We start from the raw sequence: 21103 nt of genomic DNA, 5'->3' as shown, positions 1-21103 counted from the left end.
CCTCACTTGTTCATAAAAATTCATTAGCTATATTTATAATATAGCAATCAAATAACAAAAAACATACGTAATAGCTACATATAAAAGCGAAAATGGCTGAAATTCACCTTTTATCCGATGAAATCATCAATAAAATTGCTGCTGGCGAGGTCATTGAGCGCCCTGCATCGGCTGTCAAGGAACTTATAGAGAACGCAATCGACGCCGGAGCAACCCGAATTCAGATCCAGATCGAACAAGGTGGAAAGAAAAAAATCCTGGTCACAGACAACGGTAAGGGCATGGGTGCTGCCGATTTGGACCTATGCTACCTCCGTCACACTACATCCAAACTAACAAAAGCAGACGACTTATTTCACCTCCATACAAATGGTTTCCGAGGTGAAGCAGTCGCCTCCATCGCAGCCGTTTCCAAGCTGACCATCACCAGCGCCACGCAAGAAGGCGAAAGCGGTCGCATCGTCGTGAAAGGTGGCGAAGTCATTGAAAAAGAAGATATTCAGGCGAGCCGTGGCACGTCATTCCTCGTCGAAGACCTGTTCTACAACACGCCCGTTCGCCGCACGTTCCTCGGCAGTGAGACCTCCGAATGTTCCCGCATTTTAGACATTGTATTAAAGACCGCCATTTCGCACCCGGAAATCCGATTTGACTATAAAGTTGGCGATAGGACTGTCTTTACAGGCGTTCCCGGAGAACTCCGCAGCCGCATTGCCGAAGCGATCGGTTCCAAGGTCGCCAAGGGCTTGCTCCCCGTTGATTACACCGAAGCTGGCGTCCACGTGACAGGCTACATCTCGCCCACGACCGAAACGAACGGCAAGCGCAACCATCAGTTCCTTTTCATGAGGAACCGCCCCATCGAAAACAAGATGGTGAGCAAGGCGGTATCGCAAGCATACGAACCCTATGGAGCACAATGCAAGCCCGTAACGGTACTGTTCCTGGACATGCCGGACATGGAATTCGACATCAACGTACACCCGGCCAAGCGCGAAGTCCGTTTCGCAAACGGGAACCTGGTGTTCCTCGTCGTCACACACGCCATTCGTGATACGTTTACCAAGGATTTGGAAGCGCACTCCCCCATCATCGACTTGAGCGATGAATTTATGGGAAGCCCGGCACCTGTTTCTCAGACGGCGCCAGCACAATCCACAATGCCCGAGATGCCGGGGACTATCGAGACGCCCACGCAGCCTTCGTTTGCAACGCCCGCACAGCCGCAAAACGACTTGCCATGGGAAAATCCGTTTCAGCAGGCCAAGTCATACGCGACATCGGCAAGCAAGCCTTACGCTCCATCGGTAAAACCGGCAACTACGCTTTCGGACAAGAAGTCCAAATACGACGTAAGCGACGACGTTCAGGACCTCTTTTCGCTCCCCGAATACGGCAAGATCATTTCGCTGGAACCCGATCACAGCAAGCCCGCACCGCCTCCCGAGACGCCGTGGGCGCCGCCCTCGTTCTTCCAAATTGCAAACACCTACATCGCCGGCGAAGATTCCAACGGACTCTTGATCATCGACCAGCATGCCGCCCACACGCGAGTGCTCTTTGAACAGGCCATGGAATCGCTCCAGAACAACATCATGCAAGATAGTCAGGAACTCCTGTTCCCGGAACTCATCGACCTTTCCAAGCAAGAGAAGGAAATCTTCCGAAACGTCGATGAGCAGCTGCGCAAGCTCGGATTCTTTGTCGAGCCGTTTGGCGGAGACACCTACCAGATCCGCTCGATCCCAAGCGCGCTCCCGCTTTCGCGTGCCGCCAAAGCGGTTCACGATTTCTTGAATGACGTCGATGAAGACGATACCAAGAATGACATGGTCAAGTTCCAGGAAGCCATTGCGAAATCCTGGGCAAAGACAAACGCATACCAGGCAGGCGACAAGCTCAAGCCCGAAGAAATCACGGCGCTTGTCAGTCAGTTGATGATTACGCAGGATCCGCTCAAGTCCCCGTTCGGAAGTCCGACGCTCATGCGCTTAACGCTTGAGGAACTGAGCAAGAAATTCAGACATTAGTTCACTAGAAGTCTTACCGACATCCAGAGCCTTGCGGAGACGCAAGGCGATTTCGTCAGCAGTCCCAATGTCCTGCTGGAACAGAGCATCGACGATCGCTTCTGCCATGCGGTCGTTCAGCTTATGGCGAATGATAAATTCCGGAGTCACGCCGCAGCCAAAAATCGCATTCGGGAGCGACAAGAACTCCGACTTGACCATGAACTTGCCCATCGCGTATGTGAGAAAGTCCGGCACAATGCATGCCGCAAATGGAATCCCGACACAAGCCATTTCAAGCGTACTCGTACCAAACGACGTAATCGCCGCTGAATAGCTTGAATAAAAGTTCAAACGGTCACTGATGCGCTTGGGCGCCACAACCACCTTCAGCCAGCTCGGCAAGCGGCCATCATAGAGCGATTCCAAGGCAACCAGAAGCGGAACTTCCAAATGCTCACGCGAAGCCACCACCACCACATCCGGAAGCGGTCCCAAATTGCGATCCGCCCACACATTGCGGTATTTTTCAGCCACGGTCACAAACGCAGGCAAATTGCGCAGCGCATTATCACGGCGGCTTCCCGGCAAGATCAGCATATCAGACCGAGGTTCAACCTGATCATAAATCCAGCCTGCAATCGGATGCTTGACGCGAACCGTTTCAATGCCCATCTGCTTATACGCCTTCGCTTCGATATCGAAGAACACCGCCAAGCGGATATTGCTAGCCTGCTTAAAGAGGTTCGCCCGCTTAGATTTCCAGGCCCAAACTTGCGGAGGCGCCACATAAAGCATGGGTTTGCCCCACTTTTTTGCAAGGCGCGCAAGCTTCATGTTAAATCCAGGATAGTCAATCGCCACAATACCAAGGCACTTTCTCGATTCTGCGGCATCGCTCAAGACTTCAAAAACGTTCTTTAACGCAAAATACTTCGGCACTACATCGCCCACACCCGAAACCGGGAGATCATTGTAGTCCCACAAGGGCTGAAGCCCCTTCTCCTGCATCAGCGGTCCACCGACACCAACGACTTTAAAGCCCTGCTGTACTGCAACGGCCACCATCTCGGCGCCAATCATGTCGCCGGAATCCTCCCCCGCACAGAAGAGGATATAAGGAGAATTTTCTTCGTTAGCGTTTTGCACGATTCGATACCCAAACCTTCAGAGCGCCTAAATCCGTTTTAAGCCACTGCAACAATTCCTGAGTATATACAACTTTATATTTTTTTAAGACAACGACATGCTCAAATCCAGAATCTGCCTCCAAATGGAACACCATTTGGCACCCATGGCAGTATTCATCAGCCAAATTGGCCTTCATTTCGACTTCCAGCTTATCCAGGAACTCGTCTGTAAGCATCCCGACGGTGAAGTTCGCATGGATGTAATCCACCATGTCGCAACGCACACGGTCAAGCTGGATGACCTCTTCGACGATAATCTGGTAGCCGTCGCGGTCACGCTGCTGTTCCAGGACGCCCTTCACAAGCACGCGGTCATCGACAGAAACCGTATCGCGCAAGCGTTCCCAGACGTCCTTCTTGAAGAACATTTCGATTTCACCCTGGAAATCCTGGATAGCGCCAGAGCCAATCGTATCGCCACGCTTTGTTTCGATAGAGCGCATGCGGATAACGACACCACCCACGACAACCGTATCGCCCACATAGCGGGTGATTTCGTCTTCCGAGAGCGAACAGCTCGTAAAGCCCTGTAATTCCGGGCGGAATTCATCAAGCGGATGCCCAGAGAGGAACAAGCCTAGCACACTGCGTTCCTTGTTGAGCATTTCCATCGCCGTCCATTCTTCGGCTTCTTCCAAGACCTCTGCCGTATTCGGCATGGCAGCAGGGCCACCCAAGTCAAACAGCGAGACCTGTCCCTTGGCCTTGTCTTCCTGGCTGCGCATGGCAACTTCCAAAGCGCGGTCCACCGTTGCACATTGCACGGCACGGCTACCCGGCAAGTCATCCAAGGCGCCCGCCATGATCAAGCATTCCAGGACCTTCTTGTTGAGCGGCGGGCGTTTTTCGGGCTGGGCTGCCTGGTATTCTGCCACGCGCTTGCAGAAATCAAAGATGTCCTTGTAGATGCCACGGCGTTCGCGTTCTGCGACCACGTCTTCGACAACTGCGATACCCACGTTGCGGATACCCGCGAGACCGTAAAGAATCTGGCCCTTCGTGTTTGCCGAGAACACGCCCAAAGATGTGTTGATGTTCGGCGACAGGACCGGGATCCCCAGGCGTTTGCATTCCAAAATGATGGTCACCGTATCTTCGGTCTTACCCATCTTGGAGGTCATGGAGGCAGCCATGTATTCCGGACCGTAATGCGTCTTGAGGTACGCCGTCTGGTAAGCCACGTAAGCGTAAGCAGCAGCATGGCTCTTGTTAAATGCGTATCCGCAGAACGGGAGCACGGCGTCCCAGACCTTCTGGATCATAGCCTTGTCGTAGCCCTTATCCAAGCACTTCTGGAAGAATTCCGGTTCGAGCTTCGCCATCTTTTCCGGCATCTTCTTAGCCATGATACGGCGGATGTTGTCAGCGCCACCCAGCGAGTAGCCACCCAGAATCTGGGCAAGCTTCATCACCTGTTCCTGGTACACGATAACGCCGTACGTTTCGCCAAGCACCTGTTCCAAGTCCGGATGGTAGCAGTCAATCTCTTCCTTGCCGTTCTTACGGGCAATGAAGTGCGGAATCTGGTCAATCGGCCCCGGTCGGTACAGGGCGTTCATAGCGATAAGGTCAAAGATTCGGGTCGGCTTCAGTTCGCGCAGGTACTTCTGCATACCCGGAGATTCGAACTGGAACACCGTCGTCGTAAGGCCCTTGCCCAAGAGTTCGAACGTCGCCTTGTCATCAATCGGAATCTTGTTCATCACAAGCTTGATGTTGCGGTTCTGTTCGACCATCTTCACCGTATCCTGAATGATGGACAAGTTGATAAGCCCAAGGAAGTCCATCTTCAAAAGTCCGATGTCTTCGGCGTAGTGCTTATCGTACATCACCACCGGCGTATCTTCCGGAGCAGCACGGTACAAAGGAGCAAGGTTGTAAATCGGGGTCGGCGTAATCACCACGCCGCAAGCATGCACGCCCGTCTGGCGCGGCAAATCTTCAAGTCGCTTCGCGACATCCCAAAGGTTCTGGTAGCTTGCGCGGCTGCCAATCATCGCCTGCAACGGTTCCGGGCTGTAACCATCTTCGAGGTTGTTGCCCTTCTTGTCCTTACCCGTCCAGGCCTGCTTTAAGCTAAAGTTCAACGTACGCTGCGGGAAGAGCTTTGTAATGGACTTCGCTTCGGCAGGCGGAATCCCGAGCACACGCGCCACGTCCGTAATCACAGCCTTCGACTTGAGCATACCGTAGGTAATAATCTGGCCCACGCACTCCTTGCCGTACTTGTCCGTCACGTACTGGATTACGCGGCCGCGGTCACGGTCTGCAAAGTCCGTATCGATATCCGGCATGGACACACGTTCCGGGTTCAAGAATCGTTCAAAAAGGAGGTCGAATGTCAGCGGGTCGATGTCGGTAATACCGATGATGTAAGTGACAAGGGAACCTGCTGCAGAACCACGCCCCGGGCCCACGGGAATGCCATGTTCACGAGACCAGTTGATGAAGTCCCACACAATGAGGAGGTAACCTGCAACGTTCATGTTGCGGATACAGTTCAGCTCCTTGTACATGCGTTTGCCCACGTTCGTTTCGTGAGCAGGGAACTTGAAATCTTCGTCGGGGAATCGCCACTTTAAACGTTCATTGCAAAGATGCGTGATGTAGATATCGGCATCGCCCCCCGGTTTGCACCAACGGTGGATGTTCTTTTCCCACGCCTTGTTGTCATCAGCGTCAAAGAATTCCGGCTGCGAGAGGCGGTCGATTTCGGCATTGTCCGCATCGGTCAACGCATCTTCGGCAATGCCTTTTTCGGCACAGTAATTGGCCTTGACCTTCTTTTTGCGGTCCTTGATAACGCCCTTGAGTTCACGTTCACGGACAACAGGATATTCCGCATCGTATTCCGCCTTCATGATGGCCTTGATGTTCTGGTATTCCTCGGAAGCGAGGAATTCATCAGGAATCTTGAATCGCGGCCAGAACTCGTCACCGATACCGGTTTTCACGGTAAAGTTACAGCGTTCGGCAATCTTGACCGTGTTCTCGATGGCGCCCGGGATATGCCCGAACAGTTCCACCATTTCCTTTTCGGTACGGAAGTAAAATTTTTCCGTCGGGAAGCGCTTGTCTTCAAAACCGTTCAACGTGACCTTGAGCGAGATGCAGCGCAGAATCTTGTGCGAAGTGGCGTCTTCGGGCTTGATGTAATGGACATCGCCCACGGCAACGACTTCACGACCGTACTTTTTCGCAAGCTCCACGTTGAATTCGTTAACGTGCTTTTGCTGCGGAATCCCGTTATCGCAAACCGAGAGGTACAGGTGGTCGTGGTCAAAAATCTCGTTCAGGCGGTCCATGTACTCGAGCGCAAGGGAATCCCTGCCCGATGCCACATTCTGGCCGTAACGGCTAAAATAATCGCCCGCAATGGCGATAATGCCTTCCTTAAATTCGTTAATCGTCTCAAGCGGCACGGACGGAATTTCCGCCCAGCGCTCCCCGTCTTCGTAGCGGTAACTCACAATGCGGAGCAGATTGTAATAGCCCTTTTCGTTCTCGACGAGGAGCGTCAATCGTTCAAAAGTAGTCGGATCTTTCTGGCTTGCACTCGGCGTATCCACGTAAATGTGGCAGCCGTAAACAGTCTTGACCGGCGGGAGGCCCTGCTCCTTGCGCTTCTTGTTCAGTTCCTTGCCACGCGTCTGGATTTCAAGAATACCAAACATGGCACCATGGTCCGTCAAAGCAACAGCAGGTGCGTTTTCTGCTGCGGCAGCCGCCAAAATATCATCAAGCCTAGCCGAAGCCTGCAAAATCGAAAATTCAGAATGAGTCTGTAAATGAACGAACGCCATGCTTGCAATTTAGCATTTTGAAAACAAAAAATCCCGGACGAGTCCGGGACCTTTTCACGAATAGCTCGTTACTTACTTCGCGCCTGAAAAACCAACCTAGAGAGAATCAACCGCAGTCGTGTCAATCACAAATTCTGGCTTATCAGAATCAACCGGAGCTTCCTCGACCTTGACTTCGTAGCGCGTCACAGAAGAGATTCTAAGCTGGTCAAAATCACCAGAAGTCGTCAAGCGACCATACTGACCCGGACCTTCCATGCAGCAACCAGACTTGCGACCAACCACGATGAGGTTTTCACCTTCAATACCACGCTGAGCAGGTTCGTAACCTTCTACATGAACCTTACTTGCGATCATTTCTCCATTGACCCAGATACTCAAGAAGCCATCGCCCCATTGACCCGCAATCAAATTCCAGTCGTTATTGAACTGAACCGGAGCTTGTACATAGTAGTGAATATCAGCATGGTTCTTCTGGAAAATAAGCTTGCCGTCCTTCACAAAAAAGTGAACACGGGAACCATCATTACCAAGGAGCGTACGGGCAGACTTTTCATCAAAATCCTTACCCGGACGGAACCAGAATTCCACAGTACCTGCAGGCATTTCGTCAATCAGATTGATTCCCGTCTGGATGCTTTCGCCATCCTTGAGGGAAATAGCCTTACCGCAGACGCCATCCACCAACGTACCTTCTTCGTATTCCGCATCCAGTTCGTCAAAATAGAGAGTCTTGTCATCCATAACAAGAGCAGAGGTCTTGCAAGTGATATCGCCCTTCTTTACGGTATCCGTTGCAACTGTATCTATCTTGAAAATCGTATCCTTTTCGTCAACGGGATTTGCCTTAGCCGTCACAGAATCCGGCAAAGTGTAACGATTGATATTCGAGATACGGAACTGGTCGAAAGAACCCGATGTGGTCATAGCCTCATACTGCCCAGGGCCTTCCATGCAGCAACTGGACTTATAACCGATCACAACGAGATTTTCAAACGGAATATCACGCTGCGCCGGCACATAGCCCTTGTCATGCTCCCAATAACCGACAAGTTCGCCGTTGAGCCACAAGCTCATATAGCCATTACCCCATTGGCCAGCGATCAAGTTCCAGTCATTTTCCTTAAGCACAGCCTTGCCCTGCACAAAATAATGCTGGTTGTGATGATTCTTCTGGAAGAAGAGTTCTCCCTTCTTGTAAAAGAAATGGATTCTAGCACCATCATTGCCAAGAAGCGTTCTTGCATTCTTGTCAAAGAAGTCTGCATTCGGGCGGAACCAGAATTCGACTGTTCCAACACTCATAGAATCAATCAAATTCACGCCAAGCGGAGCCACCTGACCGTCGCTCAACTTGAGAGCCTTTCCGCAAACACCTTCGACCTGTTCACCTTCGTCAAAGAGGGATTCCAGTTCGTCGAGATAGCGGGTGTTATCATCCATTTTAAGGGCCGGAGCTTCGCAACGGATATTGGAACGAGTCGAAGTTCCAATAACAGGAGCACCTTCCTCCTTTGAAAGGGAATCGAAGTAGCTAGCAATACTGCCGCGTTCATCGATTCGAGCCCACATGTCCTTGGCGTCATTCTTTAAATAGACGCCATCGTTTACTGTAGAGGCAAACGGATCTGAAGAGTTGGTTTCGGAGCATCCTGCAACGAATGCTCCCATTGCCATCAGGGATCCAGCCAACCATCTTGTCATCTTACCACTCATTATGTCCTCCTTACAAAGCATTCCACATCGTAACGAAAAGTAAATTATCTAATATTTCGTTTCCTGGCAATTTTTCATCCAGCCCATTTTTGTATATTTCAGTTTACAAACGCTATTTTTTATCATTATGATACATTAGCCCGCTAAAACACTAAAAAAATAATGTATTTTGACACAATACAAATTATTTGTATCATGAAAGGATTCAAAAAAAATGAACAGTACCGGTAAAAAAGACCTTGAAAAAGCGCCCAAAATTGCAATCGATGCGCGAATGGTCAACAAGTCCGGTATCGGCACATGTATCCAGCACTGGCTTAAAGACGTTGGCTATTCCATCGCCCTCGGAGATCCTAAGGAGCTAGCACCTTACGGCAACATTCCCAAGCATATCCGCTTTATCAGTCGCATTTACGGTTACAAAGAACAGCTCAAATTCCCGTACTGCGCCCTTTATCGCGAAAAGCCCGATATTTTGCATGTTCCGCACTGCAATGTACCGCTATTTTACCGGGGCAAGATGCTCGTGACCATTCACGACCTCACCCACCTGGTCTACCCCGAATTTTTGCCGTTCAAGCTCGTCCACTATTACTTCAAGTTCATTTTCTGGTTTGTAAGCAAACGCGCTGATAAGATTATTACAGTTTCTGAAAGCACCAAACGCGACCTTTTGCGATTCTACAAAATGGACGAATCCAAAATTACGGTCATCCCGCTTGGCGTTGGCAAGGAATTTGTCAAAAAATCACCTATAGAAATCGATTATCTGTACGACAAATTCAACATTCCACGCAACAAGAAGATTTTGCTCTACGTCGGGAACTTGCTTCCGCACAAGAACTTGAACAAGCTTTTAGAGGGCTTTGCACAAATGCAGGGGCGTGAAAATTGCCGTCTCGTGCTTGTCGGTAAAGCCTTTGACGGTCGCTCTAAAGCGACTTGTGAAAAAGAACTCGGCATTGAACAATTCACAATCCATGCAGGAATGGTCTCACAAGAAGATCTCGTGAATTTCTACAATCTCGCCGACCTGTTTGTATTGCCATCTCTGTACGAGGGCTTTGGCCTCCCCGTACTCGAATCACTCGCTTGCGGTACGCCCGTTGTCTGTTCCAACACGTCTTCACTCCCGGAAGTAGGCGGCAAAGTCGCCAAGTATTTCGACCCGCAAGACGCCTCGAGTATCGCCCGCGCTCTCGAAAAATCCATCGATGACAAGGGCAAACATAACGATGAAATCGCAGAATGGGTCAGCAATTTCACTTGGGAAGCTTGCGCACAAAAAATAAAGGCGCAACTTTGCGCCTTGTATAAAGAATAAGATTTACTTCTTGAGTTTCGTCAAGAACCCGTACTGGAACGGAATAAAGTACGAGTGGCTTAACAAGTTCGGCATAAACTTGAGCTGTTTGCGGATACCCACGATACGTTCCACTTCGAGACCGTTTTCCTTCGCAAAGCGCACAAAACTTTTCTTTGTCCAGAATGTCTTGTGGTTGATATCGAGAACGCCGAGCGCATGTTCACCCTCGTCCGGCTTAAAATAGCGAAAATCTCTTGTGATGATGATCTTGAGGAGGTTCTCGATGCAAATAAAGTTCGGCAACGATACGAGAATATGACCATCAGGATTCAAATGCTTCTTACAGAAATTGATTAAATCCACAGGGTCGTTCACATGTTCCAAGACATCGCACATGACCACCAAGTCAAACTTGCGATCTTCGGTATATTGCTCATAAAATCCATGATGGTATTCGTTGAAGCCCCCAGGAACCTTGTCAATCGTCTGTGCATCGGAACGCTCTTCGGGTTCGATAGCGACCTTATAAGAATCCTTGGGGTAAATAACGTAATTCATTCCGGCGCCCGCCCCAATTTCTAGAACGCTCTTGGCATCCTTCGGGACAAGCGTAGCAACATCATAACGAATCTTATTGCGATACATAAAAACCTTTTTTCTTAAATATAAATTTTTCAAAATCAAAAATGCTATTTTTGCAATCAATGGCAACCGATAAGACAGGCACAAAGCTCTTTGTCAAGCGAATAATCCAGCTTCTCGTAAGCATTGGTGGTTTTGCCTACATATTCTACAAAATTCCCTTAAACGAGGTCATCGACAACTGGAACATCGGCATGACGCCATGGATTTTGGCAATGCTCGTCGCGGCAACGCTTGTCATGGCCATCCAGGCGAACCGCTGGAAAGGACTTTCGGTACAAGGTCCAGAGATTCCATTCAAGACTTATTACGCCTACACCGCCATGGGTTACTTCTTCAACAACCTGCTCCCGACCGGTTTTGGCGGAGATGCCGTGAAGTCCCTTGCATTTGGAAAGAAATTCAACCAGACAAGCCAATCTGTTTCGGCGGTATTGCTAGCCCGCATCCAGGGACTCCTGGCCATGTTTCTCTGCTTTTTCATCGCACTTCCTTTTGCGCTGAGCAAAGCCGAAATTCCATTAGTCTACACCTTAATCATGACGGCAGCAAGCCTTGCTTGCGTCATCTTTATTTTACTTTGCCTTTTCTCAGATAAATTGCCCATTCCACAATTTATCAGCAACAAATTCTCGTTCATAGGCAAATTGCAGAACAGCCTTTCTGTATATAGAAAGCACAAAAAACAAATTCTGCTCTCATCCCTCGATTCGCTGTGGCTACAGCTATTGACATTGTTTATAGCCTACGCCTATTTCCGGGCTGTCGGAGTCGATATCGATATCAGCATTCTAGTTGTATTCACAAGCATCACAATTGTCATCTCGATGGTCCCGATTTCACTCAACGGCATTGGCGTCCGCGAAGGGACGCAAGTGGCGCTGTTCACGGGGATTCTCGGGATTCCGGCACCGGTCGTGTTATCCGCCGGGCTGCTGGGCTACATCCCGCTACTATTCCAGGCAGCTCAAGGAGCAATCGTGCTCCTCGCTAAAAAGAAATAAAAAAAATCCCGCCAAGGCGGGACCTTTAGACATCGCTTTTCGAAGAATTATTCTTCGGCGAGGGCTTCCTTGTATTCATCGACGGTAGCGATATACTCGTCAATCATGTCCTGCTTGGAATCCAGGTGAGCGAGAATCTTTTCGAGGTGTTCCTTGGAGAACACGGTCTTGAGCTGACGGGATGCATGGCCCTTGTAGCCCCATTCCTTGAGGATCTCATCGGTCACAACGAAGGAATCATCGAGAGAGACAAAACGCATCGGACCGTAGACAGCCCAGTTGTGTTCCATCTGCATGCATTCCGGTTCTTCCATTTCCGGGTTTGCCATGTAGCGCTGCACGTGACGGGTGCGCACATCCTTGATCTTGTCGATGCGCATGTAACCCATGATGAGGTACTTGTTGCGCATTTCGGAATCGCTCAAGCCTTCGTAACGGGTGCCGAAAAGAATGTAACGGCTCTTGCTCTTCACGATCGTGTTGATAGCCTTCACATTGTAGCAGCTCATCAGACCATAGGTGCTGGTTTCGTAGTTCGGTTCGTAAAGAAAACCCTTTTCATTTTCATTCAGCTGGTCGCGGACAGGCATTTCGGACTGATGGCTAGTTTCGACATAAAGCAGGCTACCCGCCATGTTGCCACGGTAGTCTTGCCAACCTTCGAGATTGATCTGTGTTTTCGGCATTTTATAAATCCACTCAAATAGTTTAAAGTTCGAAAATTAAAACGAGTACAAGCGGACCGAGTACGGTTCGTCAGTAACAATTATCAAAATACAATTTACTTATTAAAAAGTCAACGACTCCGCCGAAATATCTTCCATTCCAAAGCGAAAAGCGCCTTTTTTGAAGAATTCTGCGGTATCAGTTGTCAAATAATGCACGGAACCGCCCTTCGAAAGGCGTTTTTCCATGTCCACATGGCGCTTGAGGTAGTCCAAAGTCTTGTCGGCGACGATGTCGCCCTGGACCACCAAGCGGACGTGCGGTGGAAGTGCGGCCCGAATTTCTTCTTCAAGAAGCGGGTAATGAGTGCAAGCCAAAAGCACCGTATCGATTTCAGGGTCAGCCGCGAGCAACTGGTCCACGTCCTTTTTCACGAAGAATCGGGCACCCTCGGTCCCGCGTTCGCCGTATTCCACGAGCGGCACCCACATCGGGCAGGCGTGCTGCGTCACCTTCAGGTCTGGGAAAAAGTGGCTGATTTCAAGGACGTAGCTGTTCGAAGAGACCGTCCCCGCGGTTGCAAAGATGCCGATGTGTCCCGTCTTCGAGAAGTTCCCGATTTCCTCGGCGGTCGGGCGGACAATGCCCAAGACGCGACGGTCCGGGAATTCGACCGGGAGCACCTGTTGCTGGATGCTGCGGAGCGCCTTTGCCGACGCCGTGTTGCATGCGAGGATCACCAGCGGGCATCCACGGTGAAAAAGTTCACGCACAGACTGGAGCGTGTAGCGGTAAATTGTCTCGAAACTGCGGGAGCCATACGGCGCACGGGCGTTATCCCCCAGGTACAGGTAATCGTACTGCGGGAGCGTGTGGCGAAGCTTCTGCAGAATAGTCAATCCGCCAAAGCCAGAATCAAAGACGCCGATCATACACTTCTTCCATCAATTTTCTAACATACGGGAGCAGTTCATGTCGCGGGTCCATTTCATCGCCACCGTGAGTCTTCTTGAACTCGACCGTATCTATCGGTTCGAGAATCTTGATGTTGACCGGGTGATGCTTGGAATCCTTGCGGTGTTCCCAAAGTTGGTCGGATCCTCGAGTGACCATCGGCAATATAATAGCATTCGCCTCGACGGCAAGTCTAAAGCAGCCGCTCTTGAAAGCGACCATGCCATCGCGCTTGCTGCGGGTGCCTTCCGGGAAAACAAAAAGCCTCGGCATCTTGCCCGTCTGGAGCGCCTTCTGGATAATCGCGGCGCCGCCGCCCTTTTCGCGGTCGATAAAGACGCAACCGAGCTTGTGCATCCAGAAGTTCAGAATCGGAATACGCTGCAACTGAGTCTTGGCGATAAAGCCCACGGTACGCTGTAACGCGAGGAACGCAAGCGGGATATCCAGATACGAACGATGGTTGCCCATCACGAACACCGGGCGTGTCCAGTCCACTTTTGCAAGTTGCGCCTGATCTTCAATCGTCAGGTCTACGCGCAAGACCTTCATGCAGAAGCGTGAGAAAACCTGCACCTTTTCTTCAAGCCAAGGATCCAGGTCTTTGCGACGGAAAATGTACATGAATGCAATTTTGAAAATATATTCGAGCATAAACGCAAAAATTCTTGCTGCTCCATAGATCCTAAATAACATAACTGGCATATTACACTCTGTTTTTGAATTTTCCCTGGGCAAAAAACGAGACCGTCTGAGTTTCGTAAGGCGCCCTTTCCAATATCTACGTTTGCAATATAGCAAAACCAAAAAAGATTCAGCCCGCGTGACCCCGACGTAAAACAATCGGCGTTCCTCATCAAGCTGTTTTTGTCGTTCCTTACGAGTGCCCGTGCATGATCCCGGCGTAAGCCCCTCGGACATACCCGCATAATAGACCACCGCATACTGGAGTCCCTTGGACGCATGGACCGTTTCCACATGGATCCCATTTTCAAGGACTTCGCCCGCCCCCTCGGCCGCCGCCTCCGACACGACAGCCCCTGCAATCGGGAGGCGGGCATCGCGGAGCGCCTCTTCGTAATATAGGCGTTGCCTATTATAGCGTACAAGGATTGCAAAGTTTTTCCATTGGAGATCATAGCTTTCGCGAAGCAGCTTGATGCTCGTGATGATTTTCTGCATTTCCTCGACGGGATCTGCGCTCACCCAAATTTCAGGTTCACGATTTTCCTTGAATATCGGCGAACCGCCCGAGCCGTTCATGTTGCCCGCCCGCAAGACCTTCCGCAAGTGGATGGGCTTGTTTTCGAAAATGCGATTCGAAAAATGCAAGATGTTCGCGACCGAGCGATAATTCCATTCCAAGCGGATAAGCGAACTTTCCTTGAAGTCATCGCGGAAGCGATTGATATTTCCTATATCCGCCCCACGGAATCCGTAAATGGCCTGGTCATCATCGCCCACGACAAAGAGCGACTTGCGCTCGCCGAGCAACGCTTTCACAAGACGGTACTGCGACGGGTTGATGTCCTGGTATTCATCGACGAGGATCTCGGTCCATTGATTTTGAAAAAACGCTCGCGCCTCTTCGTGATTTTCGAGCAGATTAATGGCCTGGTAGATAAGGTCTTCGAAGACGACTTGCCCGGATTCCAGAACGCGCCGACGCAATGGTTCGAGCTTTTTAAGGATTTTCGCGGGATGCGCATCGGAGAAAAGCTCTTCGCGCGAGAAGCGGAACTTTCGACCGCCGACTTTCGCAAGTTCCTGCAAAAACGTCTTATCCGCCGATTCCGTCGGAACCGGCATTTTCTTGAAGCCCACAAGTTCGTACGCAGGGCAAGACGCCGCAGGAACTTTCGACTTGAGGATAAACAGCGCAAGCGAATGGAACGTGCAGAGCCGCACCCCAGCATTCGGGAAGAGCTTTTGCACACGCTCCCGCATTTCAGCAGCCGCCTTTGCCGTGAATGTGAGCGCCAAAATTTTCTCCGGCACAACGCCCGACATAATTCGGTACTGGATTCGCTTGGTCAAGACCGAAGTCTTTCCCGAACCCGCCCCAGCAAGAATTAAAAGTTGTCCGTTCTTTTCATGATCGTGGAGTACCGCTGCACGTTGGTCGGAGTTCAGCCCGACCAAAAGACTTTCTACATCCATGTTTTTTGCGCCCCTTAAGCGCGAGGTTTATATAGCAAAGGATATAGACAACGGATATAAGAAATTATGGATCCCGTCGCATCGACCTTACGGTCTTGCTCCAGGATGACTATTCGAGGAATCGGCCGGTGCGGGCTTCTGCCCCACCAAAAACGCCACCGCCCCAAACAAGCTCAATATCAAACTTACAAAATAAGCGAGCAACTGAATCACAACCGATTCAAGTCCGGGTACACCCGCACGTGCAAAAAGCGACTGCGCCAAAAATTCACGCGGGCCAAAACCGCCAATCGAAATCGGGAGCGCACTCACAATGGCAACAAGCGGAATATAATAGAAGTACCACGACATCGAAAGGTTCACGCCCACCGCAATTCCGCAGAAGAAGTGCACAAAGATGCGGAGCGATTGCGTGACCATCGAAAGGCAAATGATGTTGATCCAAAGTTTCTTGGAGCGGAACTTCTGGAAACGGTCAAACATGCGGAGGAGGCGCGTTTCAAATTTCTCGGGCAAAACCTTCCCTGCCTTGCGACAGAAGAACTTGCCAATGCGACGGCTCAAGAGCCCTGCAAACATCACGCAAAAGCCGAGGAAAATCCAGACGGAAGGCCACATGAACGCACGCTGTTCCGGATCGTGAATAAAGAACAATGCGCCCACGCCGAGAGCAAATAACGTAATAAAGAAAAGTCCAAACAAGCGGTCGAACACCGTCGCCGTAAAGCCCGCGCCAACAGTATCTTGCCCACCCTGCATGCGGATATCGTAAACCTTCTTGACATCACCGCCAACATTGCCTGGCATGAAGTTGTTGAAGAACAGCCCCACGTGATAAAGCTTGAGGAGCCTTCCGTACTTGAGGCGAACGCCCTGCTTTTCGAGCAAGAGCTTCCACTGGAGGCAAGCGGTAAAGTTCGAAACCGCAAGGCTGAGGAGTGCAAGCACAAGCGGAATAATGCTGTTTTTCTTGAACAAGTCATAGAGGTCACCGATATCCCATTCTGGGTCGCTCACAATATTACGATAGACAAAGTAAGCGGGAACGAGCGTTACCACAAGCTTTAAGCAAAAAACAATGACCGACTTGAGCTTCGGATTCAACTTCATTTTCGTACGCTCCCCTCAATCGTACGTTCCAACAATTCCAACGTTTCGCGAGCAGACTTTTCCCAGCTGAACGTGAGCGCATAACGCTTGGCATTGCGGCCAAGATTCTCGCGCAATTCAGCATCGCTATAAATCTTTTCCATGGCAGATGCACACGCGGCCGCATCTCCCGATGGGAACAAGATTCCCGTCTCGCCGTCACGGACGCTATCGCAGAGTCCCGGCACATCCGACGCAATCGTCGTCTTGCAGAGCTGCGCCGCTTCCATCACGGTAAGACCCCAGCCTTCCTTGTAGCTCGTCTGCAACAGCGCAAGCGAAGACGAAAGCAGTTCATACTTGCGGGCAGCAGACACAAAACCCGTCAAAACCACCTTGCCTTCCAGGCCATGCGATTGAATCCAGGCCGGGAGCTTTTTCAAAAGCGGGCCATCGCCAACGACATAAAGCTTGACTTCAGGGTGCTTCAGCGAGAACTTTTCAAACGCTTCGAGCGCCGTCCAAATTCCCTTGTAACGATGTACGCGAGAAAGCCAAATGAAATACGGGTTCGCGGTGTTTTCACAAGATTCCGCGGCACTAGTCGCGAGATTCGCGCCACTCAGGATATTCGGCTTTTCGGACCCGTTGTAAATCACGGAGATTCGACTTTCATCCACGCCGATTTCGGCAAGTTCTTTCTTGGTGCTCGGGCTTACCACCACAAAATTCTGTGTGCGGTAAAAGAACGGGATAATCCGCTCAAAGAACCAGACACCAAACGCCACCGGGAAAATAGCCTCAGCAAAAATCGACTTCCGCCACAGGTGATGCATTTGCACCAGAAGCGGCTTGCGGACGAACCAGTGGGCAAAGACCGGTAACTTGTTCAAATCCTCAACAACAACGTCAAAGTTGAATTCACGATCGAGCTTTTTCAAATTCAGCGCCACCGTGAGCTGGAACATCAAATCGCCACCCTTGCGGATGACCTGAATTCCATCGACGACCTCGCGTTCTTTGGCGCCCGGGAACGTCGTCGTAAACAGGACCACCGTGTGACCCATTTCTACAATCTTCGAGAAAATGCGATGCAAATGCTTTTCGGCGCCGCCGGCAGCCGGATGCATGCGATCCCGATAATTTACGACGAGAATTTTCAAGCAATTACCTAAGGCTTACGGCCAATCACACCAATGCAAAGCTGCGTATAATGCATCACCGGCACGGACTGGAGGCTGTCCAGAATTTTGTCCTTGATTTTCTGATAGGCCGTTCCGTCGAGCGGATACTTCGGGAGTTCAATACCAAACTTGAAGCAAAGTTCGCGCAGAATGCGGTAGTAAAGATTCGGGCGCATCCAGTCGCCATAAGCGTAAATGCATTCAAAGCCCGCGTCGCGCATGAGCGTTTTGAGCTGTCCCATCGTGAACTGCTTTTCCCAGCCGGCAAACCACTTGTCAAGCGCAATCAAGATATGCTTGATAATCGTATACGGGTGAACGGTCTGCGGCACGTCGCAAAGGCAGCAACCGCCATGTTTGACGATGCGGAAGTTTTCCTGCAAAAGCGGGAGCGAATCTTTAAAATGTTCGGCCAATCCCTGATGGAACACCAAATCAAAAGTGTTGTCCGGGAACGGAGACTTGAAAGCGTCACCGCGAACCAGGTGCAAATTTTTGAGACCTTCACTCTCGCGAAGCGAATTAACGATTTTCAAACTATTGTCGGCAAAATCGAGAACGTAGACATCAGCGCCCAAACGAGCGAGTTCGGCACTGTCGCGACCGGTACCAGCACCGACCTCCAGCACCTTCAGGCCCTCGAGCTTAAAATTCTTCTTGATAGCTTCTATAATAGACGGCGAAGACGGATAGACCTTGTCCATGTCGTTCTTGCGCTGCCAAAAACGGTTCCATACGGATTGATCGGGCTCTTTAATAGACATAACGGGGATAATATATGAAAATTAGGAGTTAGGAATTAGGAATTAGGAATTGTCATTCCCGATTTAATCGGGAATCTCCATTTCTTACTATGAAAAGACTTTGCAAAATGAAACATCATCCTCTAGCTTGCCAGTCGTCATACAGGAAAGAAGATTCCCCCATGTTCATAATGAACACATAGACACCGCATCCTTTACATTTCCTTCCTATAACCGACCGTCTCCCTACCGCAATTTTTCATTTTCCGACGTTCAAATTGTCACGTTTTGAAAAATTTTTTATATTTTTACGACAATTTTATAAAACTACGACAAAAATATTGGACATTTGCGGTCTAGAAAACCGCAAAAGCACCCTTTAAAGGACTTTTTGTAAAAAAATTGGAAAATTTTACACAATTGGCACGCAACTTGCTTTAAAAAAGCGATATTATAAGGGCAAGGTTTTTAAAATGCATATTGATTCTACCGATACCACTCTCAAAAGATACTTAGAAGACATCCGTCGTACCGCACCCCTATCCCGCGAAGAAGAACAGATTCTTTTCCAGAAAGCTAAAGAAGGCGACAAAATCGCCCGTAAAAAATTGATTTCTGCAAACATGCGTTTTGTGCTCAAAGTCGCCATCCAGTACCGCGGCTGCCCGATTCCGCTTCCGGACTTGGTCAGCGAAGGCGCTATGGGACTTGTCCGCGCCATCGAATCCTTCGAACACACCCGTGGCCTTAAGTTCATCAGTTACGGCGTTTGGTGGATCAAGGCATATATTACTCGTGCCATTAACGAACAGGGCAACCTCATCCGCTTGCCGGCAAACCAGCACCTCCGTGTGCGTAAGGCTTTGCACGAACAGTCTCGCGGTAAGGAAATCAACGAAGAAATCCGTGAATTGATCCAGATCGGTCAGCGCGGTGTTTCGTTCGACAGCCCGCTCAAGGCAGACTCCAAGGCTACTTACGCCGAAGTCCTCCCGGACAGCGGCGCATCGAATCCAGAAGCCGATTCCGAAATCCAGAGCGTCGAAGCATTGGCCCGCGACCTTATGGAACAGCTCCCGGAACGCGAAGCCCGAGTCATCACCGGCATTTTCGGTATCAACCAGGAAGCTCCGCAGACACTCCGCGAAGTGGGCGAATCCATGAACATTTCCCACGAACGTGTGCGTCAGTTGCGCGACCAGGCTCTCCGCCGTATCCGCAAGTACAACAGCAAGGACTTCTTGCAAGAAAAGAAGGACGCGTTCTTGGCCGCGATTAACAAGTAGTTAAAAGCAAAATTCAACTTTTTCAAGCCCGCCCGCAAGCGGGCTTCTCTTTTTTAACGGCAGGCGTTCAGCACGTCAGTAACGACGCCGTCCATGAAAATCCAGCCGCGGCCGACGAGTTTCAAGATTCCGCTATCAAGTGTTGCAAAGCCTTTCTTGACCCAGGACTCATAGCCTTCCGGCGAAACGGAAATTCCGTCAGCAGCAAGCACATTCAAGTCGAGGCCCGAACGCTGACGTAGTGAAAGCCATACACGTTCCGTCAAGACGTCATCTTCATCCAGATCGTCGTACGTCAACGAAGCATCTGGACAGCCCGCATTCACGTAATCGCGCCAGCGCGGATACATTTCCGGAGCGCAAAAACGGCGACCGTCAAAATAGCTATGCGCGCCCGGCCCAAAGCCAATGTACGCTCCACGATTCCAGTAGTTCATGTTGTGCAAGCTTTCATCGCCAGGCTTTGCAAAATTCGAGACCTCGTAACGCGCGAAGCCCTTTTTCTCAAGAATCTCGACGCCACCGAGATACATCGGTTCATACAAGCTTTCGTCTATTTTTTCTTCGCCGCGAGCCACGCGATACCCAAGGCGTGTCCGTTCGCCCACATTCAATCCGTAAAAGCTCAAATGCCCCAGCGGAAAATCCGACAAACGATCCACATCGCTCAAGAAAGATTCTACCGACTGCCCCGGTAAATCAAACATCAAGTCCGCCGAGACTTTCGCCTGCGGAAGCGAAGTCAACAAGCGCAACGCTTCAAAGCCACGTTCCACCGTATGTCTGCGGCCAATACGGTCCAGCAGCGACTGCGAAAACGTCTGGAGTCCAAGGCTAAAGCGCCGTACACCGCACGAGAGCGCCGCCTGCACAGATTCTTCGGTACACGATTCCGGGTTAAATTCCATCGAGACTTCATCGAGGGCATCTACGTGAACGCCACACTCCACAAGTACCGCAAAAATCCGTTCCAAGCATGCTCCCGGCAAAATCGAGGGAGTTCCGCCGCCGAGATAAAGCGTCCGCGCTTGCGAAAGAACACTTTGGAAAGACGCCGAATGCGATACAGGATGCGCCGCCGCAAACGCGCGAATTTCACGTTCCAGCAAGCCCGCATATTCCTCGAACAGCCGAGCATTCGCAGGCATCACGCGAAAGTCGCAATAATCGCAAATCTTCGCGCAAAACGGGACGTGAATATAAATACCGAACATAGCTTTAACTTGACAAATATAAAAAAAAAGAACCTCTCTTTAAGAGGTTCTTTTAGAGCGGGAAAAGGGACTCGGACCCTCGACCCCGACCTTGGCAAGGTCGTGCTCTACCAACTGAGCTATTCCCGCGAGGGTGA

The 21103-nt window shown here is 50.4% G+C and carries 15 protein-coding genes and 1 tRNA gene; 4 read left to right on the top strand and 12 right to left on the bottom strand.

Annotated features, from left to right (window positions below; genetic code table 11):
• Positions 1 to 92 precede the first annotated feature (92 nt).
• Positions 93 to 2030 (top strand): DNA mismatch repair endonuclease MutL, encoded by a 1938-nt coding sequence (gene mutL / locus ACJMM9_RS06150; RefSeq protein ID WP_405324757.1) that lies wholly within the window; start codon positions 93 to 95, stop codon positions 2028 to 2030.
• On the opposite strand, the gene ACJMM9_RS06145 is transcribed toward mutL, so the two are convergent.
• The 3 genes from ACJMM9_RS06145 to ACJMM9_RS06135 form a co-directional block, all read right to left on the bottom strand.
• Complete coding sequence (locus ACJMM9_RS06145; RefSeq protein ID WP_405324755.1) at positions 1992 to 3158, bottom strand: lipid-A-disaccharide synthase; 1167 nt, start codon at positions 3156 to 3158, stop codon at positions 1992 to 1994. The genes mutL and ACJMM9_RS06145 overlap by 39 nt on opposite strands.
• Positions 3145 to 7002 carry a DNA polymerase III subunit alpha gene (locus ACJMM9_RS06140; protein WP_405324753.1) on the bottom strand — a complete coding sequence of 1286 codons (3858 nt, stop codon included), beginning with the start codon at positions 7000 to 7002 and terminating at the stop codon, positions 3145 to 3147. The genes ACJMM9_RS06145 and ACJMM9_RS06140 overlap by 14 nt, the downstream gene beginning before the upstream one ends.
• A gap of 96 nt (positions 7003 to 7098) precedes the next feature.
• Positions 7099 to 8718 carry a LamG-like jellyroll fold domain-containing protein gene (locus ACJMM9_RS06135; RefSeq protein WP_405324751.1) on the bottom strand — a complete coding sequence of 540 codons (1620 nt, stop codon included), beginning with the start codon at positions 8716 to 8718 and terminating at the stop codon, positions 7099 to 7101.
• Between the two features lie 214 nt (positions 8719 to 8932).
• On the opposite strand from ACJMM9_RS06135, the gene ACJMM9_RS06130 reads away from it, so the two are divergent.
• On the top strand, positions 8933 to 10042 hold the full coding sequence (locus ACJMM9_RS06130; RefSeq protein WP_405324749.1) for a glycosyltransferase family 4 protein: 1110 nt from the start codon (positions 8933 to 8935) through the stop codon (positions 10040 to 10042).
• A 3-nt stretch (positions 10043 to 10045) separates the two neighbouring features.
• On the opposite strand, the gene ACJMM9_RS06125 is transcribed toward ACJMM9_RS06130, so the two are convergent.
• Positions 10046 to 10669: a class I SAM-dependent methyltransferase gene (locus tag ACJMM9_RS06125; protein WP_405324747.1), complete on the bottom strand. Its 624-nt coding sequence runs from the start codon at positions 10667 to 10669 to the stop codon at positions 10046 to 10048.
• Positions 10670 to 10728: 59 nt separating this feature from the next.
• Between ACJMM9_RS06125 and ACJMM9_RS06120 the strand changes: the two genes are divergently transcribed.
• Positions 10729 to 11670, top strand: coding sequence for a lysylphosphatidylglycerol synthase transmembrane domain-containing protein (locus ACJMM9_RS06120; RefSeq protein ID WP_405324745.1), 942 nt, complete (start codon positions 10729 to 10731; stop codon positions 11668 to 11670).
• 47 nt (positions 11671 to 11717) lie between these two features.
• Here ACJMM9_RS06120 and ACJMM9_RS06115 read toward each other — a convergent pair whose 3' ends face one another.
• From ACJMM9_RS06115 to ACJMM9_RS06090, 6 genes are all read right to left on the bottom strand, one after another.
• Positions 11718 to 12356: a hypothetical protein gene (locus ACJMM9_RS06115; RefSeq protein ID WP_073423419.1), complete on the bottom strand. Its 639-nt coding sequence runs from the start codon at positions 12354 to 12356 to the stop codon at positions 11718 to 11720.
• Between the two features lie 102 nt (positions 12357 to 12458).
• Positions 12459 to 13268 carry a glutamate racemase gene (gene murI, locus ACJMM9_RS06110; protein ID WP_173353448.1) on the bottom strand — a complete coding sequence of 270 codons (810 nt, stop codon included), beginning with the start codon at positions 13266 to 13268 and terminating at the stop codon, positions 12459 to 12461.
• The gene (locus ACJMM9_RS06105) at positions 13252 to 15450 is read right to left on the bottom strand and encodes a UvrD-helicase domain-containing protein (RefSeq protein WP_405324742.1); all 2199 of its coding nucleotides are present in this window, start codon (positions 15448 to 15450) and stop codon (positions 13252 to 13254) included. The genes murI and ACJMM9_RS06105 overlap by 17 nt, the downstream gene beginning before the upstream one ends.
• Positions 15451 to 15537: 87 nt before the next feature.
• Entirely contained in the window at positions 15538 to 16560 is a 1023-nt protein-coding gene (locus ACJMM9_RS06100; protein ID WP_405324740.1) for a lysylphosphatidylglycerol synthase transmembrane domain-containing protein, read from the bottom strand.
• Complete coding sequence (locus tag ACJMM9_RS06095; RefSeq protein WP_405324738.1) at positions 16557 to 17669, bottom strand: glycosyltransferase family 4 protein; 1113 nt, start codon at positions 17667 to 17669, stop codon at positions 16557 to 16559. Before ACJMM9_RS06095 ends, ACJMM9_RS06100 begins: the two co-directional genes overlap by 4 nt.
• Before the next feature lie 41 nt (positions 17670 to 17710).
• Positions 17711 to 18487: a class I SAM-dependent methyltransferase gene (locus tag ACJMM9_RS06090; protein ID WP_405324736.1), complete on the bottom strand. Its 777-nt coding sequence runs from the start codon at positions 18485 to 18487 to the stop codon at positions 17711 to 17713.
• A 452-nt stretch (positions 18488 to 18939) separates the two neighbouring features.
• Between ACJMM9_RS06090 and ACJMM9_RS06085 the strand changes: the two genes are divergently transcribed.
• Positions 18940 to 19752: an RNA polymerase sigma factor RpoD/SigA gene (locus tag ACJMM9_RS06085; RefSeq protein ID WP_014545470.1), complete on the top strand. Its 813-nt coding sequence runs from the start codon at positions 18940 to 18942 to the stop codon at positions 19750 to 19752.
• Positions 19753 to 19805: 53 nt separating this feature from the next.
• Here the strand turns inward: ACJMM9_RS06085 and ACJMM9_RS06080 are convergent, their stop codons facing one another.
• Positions 19806 to 20966, bottom strand: coding sequence for a coproporphyrinogen-III oxidase family protein (locus ACJMM9_RS06080; RefSeq protein ID WP_405324734.1), 1161 nt, complete (start codon positions 20964 to 20966; stop codon positions 19806 to 19808).
• A 56-nt stretch (positions 20967 to 21022) separates the two neighbouring features.
• Positions 21023 to 21095 (bottom strand) — tRNA-Gly (locus ACJMM9_RS06075).
• Positions 21096 to 21103: the final 8 nt, after the last annotated feature.

Origin of the sequence: Fibrobacter sp. (assembly GCF_045112255.1) — a bacterium.
In the GTDB taxonomy this organism is placed as follows: domain Bacteria; phylum Fibrobacterota; class Fibrobacteria; order Fibrobacterales; family Fibrobacteraceae; genus Fibrobacter.
The sequence above is the reverse complement of the archived record's forward strand: the minus strand, read 5'-3'. Positions and strand labels throughout refer to the sequence as shown.